Raw genomic sequence first — 13,155 nt, forward strand, 5'->3', positions numbered from 1 at the left:
ACGTATGGAGTTTTGCCGCCTTGTGTCAGAGCCGGGCGCGATTTGCAAAGCCTTCCGTTGCGGCGTTCCCGCCGTTGCAGTGTCGAAATGACGAAACTGCCAAGGATTCAAAACCTTGCCCTGAGTCGCTGTGTTTCTGGGTGGAGGCGCCGACGATCGTGGGATGGTCGGAAACGGCCGGCACAGACGATCTGCCGGGCAACTGTCCGCCTTCGCCAATCGCGACATGGTGATGGCGCAATCCGGTTTGACCGGTCTCCCGCGCTCCGGTAAAAATGACAATCATGCGACGGCGTCCGCTTCGGCGGACTGAAAGAGCGTCCGGTGCGGCCGACCCAGCCAGGGGGCCATCAGCCGGTGCTGTCCAGATCGGCTGAGGAACGGTTTGTTCCTGCCGGCGCTTCGTTAAGGAGAACCGACGAAGGGAGCCGGCCGCCGATGGCATCGGTTAGGGGATCAGCACAAATGAAAGAAGAGGCCGGGCTGGTGCTCGGGCTCGGATGCGAGCGCCGCACGCCGGCCGAAGAGGTGATCGCGCTTGCCGAGCGCGCCCTGGATGACGCGGGTGCCAGTGCCGGCGATCTGCGGCTGGTCGCCTCGCTCGATGCCCGCGCCGAGGAGCCGGCGATCCTTGCGGCCGCGAAGCATTTCTCCGTTCCTGCAGTCTTCTACGACGCGGCCACGCTGGAGGCCGAAGCCTCCCGTCTCGCCAATCCCTCCGAGATCGTCTTTGCCCACACCGGCTGTCATGGCGTGGCCGAAGGGGCAGCGCTTGTCGGTGCTGGCAGCGAGGCGATGCTGATCGTGCCGAAGATCGTCTCCGCGCATGCGACGGCGGCGCTTGCCGGGCCGGCGGCATTGCGTGTCGAAGAGGGCCGGCAGGCGGCGAAGGTCGTCTGATGCGTTTCTATGTTGTTGAATTGAATCAATCTTTTGTCCGGGTTCTCTCTGAAATGGAATCCGGTTCTTCGCAGGTCGAGTTAGGCGCACCGTCAGGTGGTGCCGGTATACAGGTGAGGCAGCACGCATGATCGACGACCTCTTTGCCGGATTGCCGGCGCTCGAGAAAGGTTCGGTCTGGCTCGTCGGCGCCGGTCCGGGAGACCCGGGCCTTTTGACGCTGCATGCGGCCAATGCGCTGCGCCAGGCGGATGTGATCGTGCATGATGCGCTGGTCAACGAGGACTGCCTGAAGCTCGCGCGGCCGGGCGCCGTTCTGGAGTTTGCGGGCAAGCGTGGGGGCAAACCTTCGCCGAAGCAGCGCGACATCTCGTTGCGCCTTGTCGAATTGGCGCGCGCCGGCAACCGGGTGCTGCGGCTGAAGGGTGGCGATCCCTTCGTCTTCGGCCGCGGCGGCGAGGAGGCGCTGACGCTGGTCGAGCACCAGGTGCCGTTCCGCATCGTGCCGGGCATCACCGCCGGCATCGGCGGCCTTGCCTATGCCGGCATTCCCGTCACCCACCGCGAGGTCAACCACGCCGTCACCTTTCTCACCGGCCACGATTCCTCCGGCCTGGTACCCGATCGCATCAACTGGCAGGGCATCGCCAGCGGCTCGCCTGTCATCGTCATGTACATGGCGATGAAACATATCGGCGCGATCACCGCCAACCTCATTGCCGGCGGCCGTTCGCCGGACGAGCCGGTTGCCTTTGTCTGCAATGCGGCGACGGCGAACCAGACGGTGCTCGAAACGACGCTGTCGCGCGCCGAGGCCGATGTCGAGGCGGCGGGGCTTGAGCCACCGGCGATCGTCGTCGTCGGCGAGGTGGTGCGGCTCCGGGCAGCGCTCGACTGGATCGGTGCGCTTGATGGCCGCAAGCTCTCGGCCGACCCCTTCGCCAACCGCATTCTCAGGAACCCGGCATGAGCGGACTGCTGATCGCCGCACCGTCGTCGGGCTCGGGCAAGACGACGGTGACGCTCGGGCTGATGCGGGCGTTGAAGAGGCGCGGTGTTGCGATCGCGCCCGGCAAGGCGGGCCCCGATTACATCGATCCCGCCTTCCATGCGGCAGCAACCGGCGAGCCCTGCTTCAACTTCGACCCCTGGGCAATGCGGCCGGAACTGCTGCTTGCCAACGCTTCGCATGCCACGACCGGTGGCCGCACGCTGATCGTCGAGGCGATGATGGGCCTGCATGATGGCGCCGCCGACGGCTCCGGTTCTCCCGCCGATCTCGCGGCGACGCTCGATCTTGCCGTCATCCTCGTTGTCGATTGCGCCCGCCTGTCCCATTCGGTGGCAGCGCTCGTTCGCGGTTATGCGGATCATCGCGACGATATCCGTGTCGTCGGCGTCATCCTCAACAAGGTCGGCAGCGACCGGCACGAGATGATGCTGCGCGACGCGCTGGAGCGGGTGCGCATGCCGGTTTTCGGTGTGCTGCGGCAGGACAGTGCGCTGCAACTGCCGGAGCGCCATCTCGGCCTCGTGCAGGCGGGCGAGCATGGGGCGCTCGAAGGTTTCATCGGGGCGGCGGCGGCGCGGGTGGAGGCCGCATGCGATCTCGATGCCATCGGCCGCGCTGCGACGATCTTTCCGCGCGGGTCGGTCACGAAGATCGAACGCTTCCGGCCGCTCGGCCAGCGCATCGCGGTGGCGCGCGATATCGCTTTTGCCTTCTCTTACGAGCATCTGCTGTTCGACTGGCGTAGGGGCGGCGCCGAAATCTCGTTCTTCTCGCCGCTCGCCGACGAAGCGCCGGATCCGGCTGCCGACGCCGTCTATCTGCCGGGCGGCTATCCGGAACTGCATGCGGGGCACTTAAGTGCCGCATCAACCTTCCGTTCTGGCATGCATTCCGCAGCGGAACGCGGCGCCCGGATCTTCGGCGAATGCGGCGGCTACATGGTGCTCGGCGAAGGGCTTGTCGCCGCCGATGGTGCACGCTACGACATGCTCGGCCTGCTGCCGCTGGTGACCAGTTTTGCCGAGCGCAGGCGGCACCTCGGCTATCGCCGCGTCGTGCCTGTCGACAACGCCTTCTTCGATGGACCCATGACGGCGCACGAATTCCACTATGCGACCATCGTCGCCGAAGGTGCGGCCGAACGCTTGTTTTCGGTGAGCGACGCTGCGGGTGAAGATCTCGGGCACGCAGGCCTGAGAAGCGGCAATGTCGCCGGCTCCTTCATGCATCTCATCGATATCGCAGGCGCGCCATGAGCGCACGGATCGTCCACGGCGGCGGCATCACCGAGGCCGCAGCGCGCTTTGGCGGGCGGCTCGAGGACTGGCTCGATCTTTCGACCGGCATCAATCCTTGCCCCGTCGCCGTGCCCCCGGTGCCTGAACGCGCATGGCACCGGCTGCCGGATCGGCAGACGGTGGATGATGCGCGCCTGGCAGCCGCGGAATATTACCGCACCAATGGCGTGCTGCCGTTGGCCGTGCCGGGCACGCAGTCGGCGATCCAGCTTTTGCCGCGTCTCATGCAATTCCAGCAAAAGTGCGAAGCGGTTTTGCGTCCGGGACCCAATGAAAACGGGAAGACGCCGGCAAACAGGCGCGTCGCGATCTTCGGGCCGACCTATGGCGAATATGCCCGTGTGCTGTCGGCGGCCGGCTTTGCCGTCGATCGGGTGGACGATGCCGATGCGCTCAGCGCCGAGTATGCCCTGGTCATCGTGGTGAACCCCAACAATCCGACTGGCCGTGCCTTCGCGCCCGCCGAACTTCTGGCGATGGCGGCGAGGCAGAAGGCAAACGGCGGGCTGCTGCTGGTCGACGAAGCCTTCGGCGATCTGCAGCCGGAGTTGAGCGTTGCCGGCCATGTGCGTGATGAGGGCAACCTCATCGTCTTCCGCTCGTTCGGCAAGTTCTTCGGGCTCGCCGGCCTGCGCCTCGGCTTCGTCGTCGCGACGGAGCCTGTGCTTGCATCCTTTGCCGACTGGCTCGGCCCCTGGGCTGTCTCCGGCCCGGCGCTGACGATTTCGAAAGCGTTGATGCAGGGCGATACCAAGGCGATTGCGGCCGGCATCCTCGAGCGGCGCGCCGGCCTCGATGCCGCGCTTGATGGGGCAGGGCTCAAGCGCATCGGCGGCACCGGGCTATTCGTGCTGGTCGAGCATCCGCGTGCCGCTCTGCTACAGGAGCGGCTCTGCGAGGCGCACATCCTCACGCGCAAGTTCGACTACGCGCCGGAGTGGCTGAGGATCGGTCTGGCGCCGGATGCGGCGGGCGACCGGCGACTGGCGGATGCGCTTGCGCGGATGGAGCTCTGAATGTCCGAGACCATCCTTCTCATCCTCGCGCTGGCGTTGGTGATCGACCGCGTCGTCGGTGACCCGGATTGGCTCTGGGCGCGTCTGCCGCATCCGGTCGTCTTCTTCGGCAAGGCGATCGGCTTCCTCGATGACAGGTTGAACGGCGAGGATCTGGAGGACGGCGTGGCCAGGTTTCGTGGCGTTGTCACCATCGTGCTGCTGCTTGCCGTCAGCGCCTGGTTTGGCCACCTGCTGCATCGCCTGTTCGCCACTCTCGGTCCGGTCGGCTTCCTGCTGGAGGCGGCGCTGGTCGCCGTCTTCCTGGCGCAGAAGAGCCTTGCCGATCATGTGCGGCGCGTTGCCGAGGGCTTGCGGCAAGGAGGGCTCGAAGGTGGGCGGGCGGCCGTTTCGATGATCGTCGGCCGCGATCCGAAGACGCTGGACGAACCGGCGGTCTGCCGCGCGGCGATCGAAAGCCTCGCCGAAAACTTCTCCGACGGCGTCGTGGCGCCGGCCTTCTGGTATGCGGTCGCCGGTCTGCCCGGTCTGCTCGCCTACAAGATGCTGAACACGGCCGACTCGATGATCGGCCACAAATCGCCGAAATATCTGCACTTTGGCTGGGCCTCGGCGCGGCTCGACGATCTTGCCAACCTGCCGGCAGCACGGCTCTCGATCCTGCTGATCGCCGCCGGCGCACTGATCCACCGTGGCGGGCGCGCCGCCAAGGATACGTTGACGTCGGCCCTTCGTGATCACGGCCTGCACCGCTCGCCGAATTCCGGCTGGCCGGAAGCGGCGATGGCGGGGGCGCTCGATCTGCAGCTTGCCGGTCCGCGCGTCTATGGCGGGGTCAAGGTCAGCGAGCCGATGATCAACGGTCCGGGCCGTGCTGTGGCGACGAGCGAAGACATTGATGCCGGCATCGCTGTATTCTACGGCGCCTGCACGGTGATGACCGTTTTTGTTCTTGCCGTCGCGATGATTTGATCGTTTTGGCAGCTCCCGTCTTGCGAAATCGAGCTTTGCATTAAGACTTTGCTTTCCATATGTATTAAGATTGCTTCATGCCCGGCCGTTTATACTCTTCGGACGTCTGGTTCCACGGGTAAGTGTTTGTCATCCCGGAGAGAGAGGCATGCGGAATGCGTTTTTGACTGTGCTCGTTGCCGCTTTGATGCAGTTTTCCGTTCAGCCGGCGAACGCCGCCAATCTCATTGCCAATATCAGCCTGTCCTCGCAGACCATGACCGTCAAACAGAACGGCGTCGTCATGTATCGCTGGAAGGTGTCTACCGCCCGCAGGGGCTATGTCACGCCGCGCGGCAGCTGGAAGGCCAAATGGCTCTCACGCTACCATCGCTCGCGCAAATACGACGACGCGCCCATGCCCTATGCGGTGTTCTTCAATGGCGGTTACGCCATTCATGCCACCTATGACATCAAGCGCCTCGGCCGCCCGGCATCGCATGGCTGCGTGCGGCTGCATCCGAACAACGCCGCCGAGTTCTTTGCGCTGACGCGCGAGCATGGGCTGAAGAACACGCGGATCGTGATAGCGCGCTAAGTGGAACTGCCCCTCATCCGGCTGCCGCCACCTTCTCCCCGCAGGCGGGGCGAAGGTGCTTGTGGCGCTGTTTCCGCTTCATCATCGGCGGCCTTCTTTGGGGGGCTGGATCATTTCATTGTTCATCGAAACACTGAAGTGATCTAAGTCTTTGAAATTACGCAAATCCGGACGGAAAACCGCTTCGCACTTTTCCTGGAATTGCTCTAACCGCAGGCCGCGTTCCCTCTCCCCGCCTGCGGGGAGAGGGTTAGGGTGAGGGGCTATTTCGCTGCTGGAAAACTCGGTGTAACACCGCAAATCTGCGAGCGTCTTCGCAGCTACCGGTGAGCGCGGCTCAGTCGATCCCGCCGACATGCATCAGCCGGTCGAGGCTCGGCACGGTGACGTGGCGGCTGTTTTCGATGCGGATGACGTTTTCCTTGCGCAGCTTGGTGATCTGCCGGCTGACGGTTTCGATCGTCAGGCCCAGATAGTCGGCGATGTCGGCGCGCGAAAGCGGCAGGTCGAATTCGTTCGCGGTCCCCTGTTCGGGATCGATATGGGTGGCGATGATGTAGAGGAAGCTCGCTACCTTCTCCTGAGCGGTCTTGCGGCCGAGCGTCAGCATCCAGTCGCGCGCCTCGTCGAGCTCCTTCAGCGCCTGCTCGTGCAGCCGGTGTTCCAGCCCCGGCGCCTCCGAGACGAGCCGCTCGATGACGTTGCGCGGGAAAGCGCAGATGTCGGTGTCGACTGCGGCTTCCGCCGTCAGCGCGCTTTCTCGGGTGAAGGGGCGGCCCATGAAATCGGGCGCGAATTGCAGGCCAACGATCTGCTGGCGGCCATCGGCCAGAACCTTGCTGAGCTTGACGACGCCGCTGATGATATTGGCATAGCTGTCCGTCGTCTCGCCCTGGCCGATGACCTCGCGGCCGGGCTCGATGCTGCGGCGGGTGGAATGGCGGCTGAGGTCGAAAAGCTGATCCGGCGTGAGCGTGCCGCAGACGCCGCCATGGCGTGCCTCGCAGGCGGCGCAGACGGTTGGAATGTCCGAATTGTGGATATCCTTGCGGCGATGTTCGTTCACGATCTGCAATTCTTTCTACCTGCATTCCGTTGGTCTCTGGCTGACCAAAGAGGATGCAGGTCGTTAAATCAAGAGTTGACAGGTGCTAATTTCGAAAGCGCGAAACAATGTCTCATGTTGAATTGCGCATTGTCAATTTTAACGTGTTAATTCGCCAACTTGATCAAAATCAAAGGCGTCTTCGCGCATCCGTCCTATGGCATCGTCATGACAGCGGAGAGATCGATGGAAGACGCGCTCATCCACAAGCATGCAGGCCCGGTGCCGCGCTACACCAGCTACCCCACCGCCCCGCATTTTTCCGAGACGGTGGGCACGGCGGACTATGAAAGCTGGCTCGATGCGATCGGCGCGGGGGAGGCGATTTCGCTCTATGCCCATGTGCCCTATTGCGATCGGCTCTGTTGGTTCTGCGCTTGCCACACCAAGCAGACGCTGCGCTATGAGCCCGTGGCAACCTATCTCGGTGGCCTGCACCGCGAGGTTGCAGAAGTCGGCGGACGGGTGGGCCGCGAGGCCAAGGTGACGGCGCTGCATTTCGGCGGCGGCTCGCCGACGCTCATTCGGCCGGATGACATGATCGCGCTCAAGCACAGCTTCACGGATCACTTCACCTTCGCGCCGGATTGCGAGATCAGCGTCGAGATGGATCCAAATGACCTCGATGAGGCGCGCCATGATGCGCTGGCCGCGATCGGCATGACACGGGCGAGCTTCGGCATCCAGGATTTCGATCCGGTGGTGCAGAAGGCGATCAATCGCATCCAGACCTTTGAGCAGACGCGCGGTGCGATCGAGGCATCCCGGGCGAGGGGTGTTCACTCGGTCAATTGCGACGTCCTTTACGGGCTTCCCTATCAGAGCCTGCAGTCGCTGGAGCGCACGATGGAGGCGGTGCTTTCGCTTGATCCCGATCGTGTCGCGCTCTTTGGCTACGCGCATGTGCCATGGATGAAGACGCATCAGAAGATGATCCCGGACGAAAGCCTGCCCGGCGTGGTCGAACGTTTCGCCCAGATGACGCGGGCTGCCGAGATGCTGGTGGCGGCGGGCTACGACGCCATCGGCATCGACCATTTCGCAAAACCTGAGGACAGCCTGGCGCGCGCCAGCCGGGAAGGGCGTCTCCGCCGCAACTTCCAAGGCTATACGGACGATGCCGCGGAAACACTTGTTGGCCTTGGTGCCTCGGCAATCGGCCAGTTCCGTCAAGGTTATGTCCAGAACATGCCGGCAACGGGCGAATACCTGCGCCATGTGGAGAACACGGGGCTCGCTGCCGTTCGCGGATACCGCTTCACGCCGGACGACCGGCTGAGAGCGAAGGTGATTGCCGACATCATGTGCCGTTTCGCTTTCTCCTTTGACGAGGTCGAACAGGCATTTCCGGTGCTGGCCGGCGCGGTGATCGAGGAAGCGCGGCTGTTTCGGGCGCGCGATGCCGACGGGTTGACGACGATCGAGAACGGCATCTTCCGCCTGACCGAGCGCGGCCGACCCTTTGCCCGCTCGGTGGCGGCTGCCTTTGACGCCTATCTCGGTAACGGCCGTGGCCGGCATTCGGTGGCGGTCTGACCTATGCGATGCGTATGCCCGCGAAAACCAGGTTTTCGCCAAGGCTTATGCGCTTCTTAGCAGGCAGAGCGCCTTGTGCGCGCCGACGGGCGCGCGGCGCTCTGGCAACACCGGTTTCCAATTTGCAAACCGTTGCCATCTAGGCCATTGGCTTTTGCGGCGCATTTACCTATAGGATCGCCGAGACTCGACATAGAATAAAGAGGTATGCGCGTGACAGCTACATTCGACAAGGTTGCCGACATCATCGCCGAAACCAGCGAGATCGATCGCGAGACGATCACGCCGGAAAGCCACACGATCGACGATCTCGGCATCGACAGCCTGGACTTCCTCGACATCGTGTTTGCGATCGACAAGGAATTCGGCATCAAGATCCCGCTCGAGCAGTGGACGCAGGAAGTCAACGAAGGCAAGGTTTCGACCGAAGAGTACTTCGTTCTGAAGAACCTCTGCGCCAAGATCGACGAACTGCGGGCTGCCAAGGGCTGATCGGGCTTTCGCCCGAGCCTTGCCGCACCAATTCCAATGCCGCCCGTCGCGCCTCGCGCTTGACAGGCGGCATTGGCGTTTTTACTTGAGCCCGAAACGAACGGCCCGAAAACGAACAGGGTGAGCCTCAATGCTCCTTGAATACTTCCAGATGATCGATCGTGTCGAAACGGTCGATCTTTCGGCTGGCCGGCTGACGGCGCGGTCCGTGGTGCCGCAGAAGAGCCCCGTGTTCGAAGGCCATTTCCCAGGCTATCCGCTGGTTCCGGGCGTGCTCCTGATCGAGACCATGGCGCAGGCCTCCGGTTTCCTGGTGCTGGCCGCCACCAATTTAGCAGCCATGCCCTTCCTGATGTCGGTCGACGGCGCCAAGATGCGCACCTTCGTCGAGCCTTCGGCCGAACTCGAGATCGAGGCCTTCCTCGAGCACGAAGGTTCGGGCTTTGCAGTGACGAAGGCAAAGATCACCTCGGCCGGCAAGAAGGTGTGCGACGCCCAGCTGAAACTGAGGACGATGCCGTTCGATCAGGTTCCGCTCGGCGATATCGTGCGCAAGCGGGCCGGGGAAGTGGGTCTGATGGCGGCTCTTTCGGCGACAGCCGGTTCGGAGAAGTAAAATGAGCAAATCCGCAAACGACGTTGTCATTACCGGCGTCGGTATCGTCACCAGCCAGGGCGTCGGCGTCGAGCCGCATCTGGCGCTGCTCACCGCCGGCACATCGCCGGCCGTGCGGGTCGAGACCGAGAAGTTCAGCCCCTATCCGGTGCATCCGCTGCCGGAAATTGACTGGTCGCAGCAGATCGCCAAGCGTGGCGACCAGCGCCAGATGGAAAACTGGCAGCGCCTCGGCGTCTTCGCCGCCGGCCTGGCGCTCGATGACGCCGGCCTCAAGGACAATCTCGAAGCCTGCGGCAGCATGGACATGATCGTCGCTGCCGGTGGCGGCGAGCGCGACATCAATGTCGACTCGCTAATCGTCGACGAAGCGCTGAAGCGCAACGACCGCGAACAGCTCCTCAACGAAAAGCTGACGACGGAACTGCGCCCGACGCTGTTCCTCGCCCAGCTTTCCAACCTGCTCGCCGGCAACATCTCGATCGTGCACAAGGTCACCGGTTCGTCGCGCACCTTCATGGGCGAGGAAGCGGCCGGCATCTCGGCGATCGAAACCGCCTTTGCCCGTATCAAGGCCGGCCAGTCGAGCCACACCCTCGTCGGCGGCGCGTTTTCGGCCGAGCGTCTCGACATCATCCTTTTGATCGAAGCGATCCAGGGCCACGCGCTCGGCGACTGGCACCCGATCTGGTCGCGCAAGGCTGACAGCGGCGGCGGCATGATCCTCGGTTCCGTCGGCGCCTTCTTGGTGCTGGAATCGCGTGAATTTGCCGAAGCCCGCGGCGCCCGCATCTATGCCTCGATCGACGCGATCGGCGGCGACCGCGGCGCACGTGACGGCGGCAAGCTCGAAGCCCGCCTGGCCGATCTCGCCAAGCCTGCGGACAAGCTTGATGCGGCCTCGACCGTCGTGTTCTCCGGTACCTCCGGTTTCCATGATCTCGTGGTGCGCGAAAAGGCGTTCCTCGACAAGACGTTTGCAGGCGCGCCGGTGCGGGCCTATGGCGGTCTCGTCGGCCACAGCATCGAGGCGCAGTTCCCGCTGGGGCTCGCGTTGGCAGCGCTGACGCTGGGCGAGGGCGCCAAGGTGCCTGCCTTTGACGCCGGTGCGGAAAAGCCGATGACGGCGGCGGCGAAGAGCGCCGTGGTCACCACCATCGGCCATTCGCGCGGCGAAGGCGTCGCCGTCCTTTCGGCGGAATAACAGGAGCGGACCATGAGCAACGCTTACAAGGACCACCTCGGCCGCCCGATCATTGCCATCACCGGCATGGGCGTCATCACCTCGCTCGGCCAGGGTGTCGAAGACAACTGGGCAGCGCTTTCGGGCGGTGTCTCGGGCATCCACAAGATCACCCGCTTCCCGACGGAAGGCTTGAACACGCGCATTTCCGGCACGGTCGATTTCATCGACATTCCCGCCGACAATTCCGTCGAGCGTTCCTATGCCATGGCGCGCGAAACGACGCTGGAGGCCTTAGCGCAGGCTGGCATTTCGGGCGACTTCAACGGCCCCTTGTTCCTGGCAGCCCCGCCGGTGGAGCCGGAATGGAGCGCGCGCTTCGAGCTTGCCGACCGTTCGCCGCCGTCGGAGCGTCCGGGTGACGCCTATAACCGCTTCCTCGCCGCCATGCGCCAGAAGGCCGATCCGGTGTTCCACGAGGCCGTGCTATTCGGCTCGATCTCCGAGCGTCTTGCCGATCGCTTCGGCACGCGCGGCCTGCCGGTGACGCTGTCGACCGCTTGCGCTTCGGGCGCCACCGCGATCCAGCTCGGCGTCGAGGCGATCCGCCAGGGCCGCACCGATCGCGCGCTGACGGTTGCGACCGATGGTTCGGTCAGCGCCGAGGCACTGATCCGCTTTGCGCTGCTCTCGGCGCTGTCGACCCAGAACGATCCGCCGGAAAAGGCCTCCAAGCCCTTCACAAAGGACCGCGATGGCTTCGTCATCGCCGAAGGCGCGGCAACGCTGGTGCTCGAATCGCTGGAAGCGGCGGTTGCCCGCGGCGCCCGCGTCTACGGCATCCTCAAGGGTTGCGGCGAGAAGGCCGATCTCTTCCACCGCACGCGCTCCTCGCCGGACGGCGGCCCGGCGATCGCGACGATCCGCGCGGCCCTTGCCGACGCCGGTATCAATGAAAACGGCATCGGCTATATCAACGCCCACGGCACCTCGACGCCCGAAAACGACAAGATGGAATATCTGTCGATGTCGGCCGTCTTTGGCGAGCGCCTGCCGTCGATCCCCGTCTCGTCCAACAAGTCGATGATCGGCCACACGCTGACGGCCGCCGGTGCGGTCGAGGCGGTGTTCTCGATCCAGACGATGCTGACCGGCACGCTGCCGCCGACGATCAACTACCAGAACCCCGATCCGGCGATCGTGCTCGACGTGGTGCCGAACGTGAAGCGCAGCCAGCAGGTGACTGCGGTGCTGTCGAACTCGTTTGGCTTCGGCGGCCAGAACGCCAGCCTTGTCATGACCGCCGAGCCGGCCTAAGCCGGAAACACGTGAGTTGCAGCGCCGCTTGCGCGTCCCGATGGATGCGCGGCGCTGTGAAAATTCAAGACGCAAACATGCCGCCAAGGCAGAGGAAGAACCATGCGCGCCCTGCAACTGCTCGATGACCGCAAGCTCGAAATCACCGACATTCCGGAACCGGAAGCGCCCGGCCCGGGCGAGGTGACGCTGCGCGTCAAGGCGGTCGCCCTCAACCATATCGACGTCTGGGGCTGGCGCGGCATGGCCTTTGCCAAGCGCAAGATGCCGCTCGTCATCGGTGCGGAAGCATCCGGCGTTGTCGACAGCATCGGCCCGGGCGTTTCGAGCGTGCTGCCGGGTCAGCTCGTGTCGATCTATGGCGCCCGCACTTGCGGCCTCTGCCGTCCGTGCAAGGAAGGCCGCGACAATCTCTGCGAACATGTCGGCGGTGTGCACGGTTTCCACCTCGATGGCTTCGCGCAGGAAAAGATCAACCTGCCGGCGCGCCTGCTGGTGCCGGCACCTCCGGGCGTCGATGCGGTCGCTGCAGCCCTTGCCCCGGTCACCTTCGGTACCGTCGAGCACATGCTCTTCGACAATGCCAAGCTTGAGCCGGGTGAAACCATCCTCGTCCATGCCGGCGGCTCCGGCATCGGCTCGGCGGCAATCCAGCTTGCCAAGAAGATCGGCTGCACGGTGATCACCACCGTCGGTTCCGACGACAAGATCGAGAAGGCGAAGGCGCTCGGCGCCGATCATGTCATCAACTACCGCACCGACCGCTTCGAAGGCGTGGTGCGCAAGCTCACCAAGAAGAAGGGCGTCGACGTCGTGTTCGAACATGTCGGCAAGGACACCTGGGCGGGCTCGATGCTTTGCATGAAGCGCGGCGGCCGCCTCGTCACCTGCGGCTCGACCTCGGGCGTTTCCACCGACATGAACCTGATGATGCTGTTCCAGCAGCAACTGAAGCTGCTCGGCTCCTTCGGCTGCCGCATGGAGAACATGGCGAACGCCATGCAGAAGATGGCCCGCGGCCTCGTGCATCCGGTCATCGATACTGAAATCAGCCTCGATCAGATCGACCGGGCGCTGGAGCGCATGGAATCGCGCCAGATCTTCGGCAAGATCATCCTGAAGATGGATTGA

General features: G+C 64.1%; 14 protein-coding genes. 12 read left to right on the plus strand and 2 right to left on the minus strand.

The window, feature by feature from the left end; all coding sequences use genetic code 11:
- Positions 1–25 precede the first annotated feature (25 nt).
- Positions 26–286 (minus strand): hypothetical protein, encoded by a 261-nt coding sequence (locus V7S54_RS05495; protein ID WP_176707611.1) that lies wholly within the window; start codon positions 284–286, stop codon positions 26–28.
- Between the two features lie 179 nt (positions 287–465).
- On the opposite strand from V7S54_RS05495, the gene V7S54_RS05500 reads away from it, so the two are divergent.
- The 6 genes from V7S54_RS05500 to V7S54_RS05525 all read left to right on the plus strand — a co-directional run bounded on the left by V7S54_RS05500 (position 466) and on the right by V7S54_RS05525 (position 5,775).
- The gene (locus V7S54_RS05500) at positions 466–900 is read left to right on the plus strand and encodes a cobalamin biosynthesis protein (RefSeq protein WP_234793180.1); all 435 of its coding nucleotides are present in this window, start codon (positions 466–468) and stop codon (positions 898–900) included.
- A gap of 130 nt (positions 901–1,030) precedes the next feature.
- Positions 1,031–1,870, plus strand: coding sequence for a uroporphyrinogen-III C-methyltransferase (gene cobA / locus V7S54_RS05505; protein WP_419178184.1), 840 nt, complete (start codon positions 1,031–1,033; stop codon positions 1,868–1,870).
- Entirely contained in the window at positions 1,867–3,168 is a 1,302-nt protein-coding gene (locus tag V7S54_RS05510; protein WP_065376523.1) for a cobyrinate a,c-diamide synthase, read from the plus strand. The genes cobA and V7S54_RS05510 overlap by 4 nt, the downstream gene beginning before the upstream one ends.
- Entirely contained in the window at positions 3,165–4,226 is a 1,062-nt protein-coding gene (gene cobD, locus V7S54_RS05515) for a threonine-phosphate decarboxylase CobD (RefSeq protein WP_065376522.1), read from the plus strand. Before V7S54_RS05510 ends, cobD begins: the two co-directional genes overlap by 4 nt.
- Complete coding sequence (gene cbiB, locus V7S54_RS05520) at positions 4,227–5,198, plus strand: adenosylcobinamide-phosphate synthase CbiB (protein WP_065376521.1); 972 nt, start codon at positions 4,227–4,229, stop codon at positions 5,196–5,198.
- Positions 5,199–5,346: 148 nt separating this feature from the next.
- A complete protein-coding gene (locus tag V7S54_RS05525) occupies positions 5,347–5,775 on the plus strand; it encodes a L,D-transpeptidase (protein WP_065376520.1) in 429 nt (142 codons plus the stop codon).
- A gap of 337 nt (positions 5,776–6,112) precedes the next feature.
- On the opposite strand, the gene V7S54_RS05530 is transcribed toward V7S54_RS05525, so the two are convergent.
- Positions 6,113–6,850, minus strand: coding sequence for a Crp/Fnr family transcriptional regulator (locus V7S54_RS05530; RefSeq protein WP_065376519.1), 738 nt, complete (start codon positions 6,848–6,850; stop codon positions 6,113–6,115).
- A 216-nt stretch (positions 6,851–7,066) separates the two neighbouring features.
- Here V7S54_RS05530 and hemN point away from each other — a divergent pair, with 216 nt between their 5' ends.
- The 6 genes from hemN (at position 7,067) to V7S54_RS05560 (ending at position 13,155) form a co-directional block, all read left to right on the plus strand.
- The gene (gene hemN, locus V7S54_RS05535; protein WP_065376594.1) at positions 7,067–8,416 is read left to right on the plus strand and encodes an oxygen-independent coproporphyrinogen III oxidase; all 1,350 of its coding nucleotides are present in this window, start codon (positions 7,067–7,069) and stop codon (positions 8,414–8,416) included.
- A gap of 207 nt (positions 8,417–8,623) precedes the next feature.
- A complete protein-coding gene (locus tag V7S54_RS05540) occupies positions 8,624–8,908 on the plus strand; it encodes an acyl carrier protein (RefSeq protein ID WP_089044188.1) in 285 nt (94 codons plus the stop codon).
- Between the two features lie 130 nt (positions 8,909–9,038).
- Complete coding sequence (locus V7S54_RS05545) at positions 9,039–9,524, plus strand: 3-hydroxyacyl-ACP dehydratase FabZ family protein (protein WP_065376518.1); 486 nt, start codon at positions 9,039–9,041, stop codon at positions 9,522–9,524.
- A 1-nt stretch (position 9,525) separates the two neighbouring features.
- Positions 9,526–10,728 (plus strand): beta-ketoacyl-ACP synthase, encoded by a 1,203-nt coding sequence (locus V7S54_RS05550; RefSeq protein WP_065376517.1) that lies wholly within the window; start codon positions 9,526–9,528, stop codon positions 10,726–10,728.
- Positions 10,729–10,740: 12 nt separating this feature from the next.
- Positions 10,741–12,024 (plus strand): beta-ketoacyl-ACP synthase, encoded by a 1,284-nt coding sequence (locus V7S54_RS05555; protein WP_065376516.1) that lies wholly within the window; start codon positions 10,741–10,743, stop codon positions 12,022–12,024.
- Positions 12,025–12,126: 102 nt separating this feature from the next.
- On the plus strand, positions 12,127–13,155 hold the full coding sequence (locus tag V7S54_RS05560) for a zinc-binding dehydrogenase (protein ID WP_065376515.1): 1,029 nt from the start codon (positions 12,127–12,129) through the stop codon (positions 13,153–13,155).

Source organism: Ensifer sp. CCNWLY38 (genome assembly GCF_037120565.1).
GTDB lineage: Bacteria > Pseudomonadota > Alphaproteobacteria > Rhizobiales > Rhizobiaceae > Ensifer > Ensifer adhaerens_H.

Bases quoted from the DNA above. Each gene is read 5' to 3' on its own strand.
- cbiB (WP_065376521.1), top strand. From the start codon at position 4,227: ATGTCCGAGACCATCCTTCTCATCCTCGCGCTGGCGTTGGTGATCGAC.
- V7S54_RS05510 (WP_065376523.1), top strand. From the start codon at position 1,867: ATGAGCGGACTGCTGATCGCCGCACCGTCGTCGGGCTCGGGCAAGACG.
- V7S54_RS05560 (WP_065376515.1), top strand. From the start codon at position 12,127: ATGCGCGCCCTGCAACTGCTCGATGACCGCAAGCTCGAAATCACCGAC.
- V7S54_RS05525 (WP_065376520.1), top strand. From the start codon at position 5,347: ATGCGGAATGCGTTTTTGACTGTGCTCGTTGCCGCTTTGATGCAGTTT.
- V7S54_RS05555 (WP_065376516.1), top strand. From the start codon at position 10,741: ATGAGCAACGCTTACAAGGACCACCTCGGCCGCCCGATCATTGCCATC.
- hemN (WP_065376594.1), top strand. From the start codon at position 7,067: ATGGAAGACGCGCTCATCCACAAGCATGCAGGCCCGGTGCCGCGCTAC.
- V7S54_RS05540 (WP_089044188.1), top strand. From the start codon at position 8,624: ATGCGCGTGACAGCTACATTCGACAAGGTTGCCGACATCATCGCCGAA.
- V7S54_RS05550 (WP_065376517.1), top strand. From the start codon at position 9,526: ATGAGCAAATCCGCAAACGACGTTGTCATTACCGGCGTCGGTATCGTC.
- V7S54_RS05500 (WP_234793180.1), top strand. From the start codon at position 466: ATGAAAGAAGAGGCCGGGCTGGTGCTCGGGCTCGGATGCGAGCGCCGC.
- cobD (WP_065376522.1), top strand. From the start codon at position 3,165: ATGAGCGCACGGATCGTCCACGGCGGCGGCATCACCGAGGCCGCAGCG.
- V7S54_RS05545 (WP_065376518.1), top strand. From the start codon at position 9,039: ATGCTCCTTGAATACTTCCAGATGATCGATCGTGTCGAAACGGTCGAT.
- V7S54_RS05495 (WP_176707611.1), bottom strand. From the start codon at position 286: ATGATTGTCATTTTTACCGGAGCGCGGGAGACCGGTCAAACCGGATTG.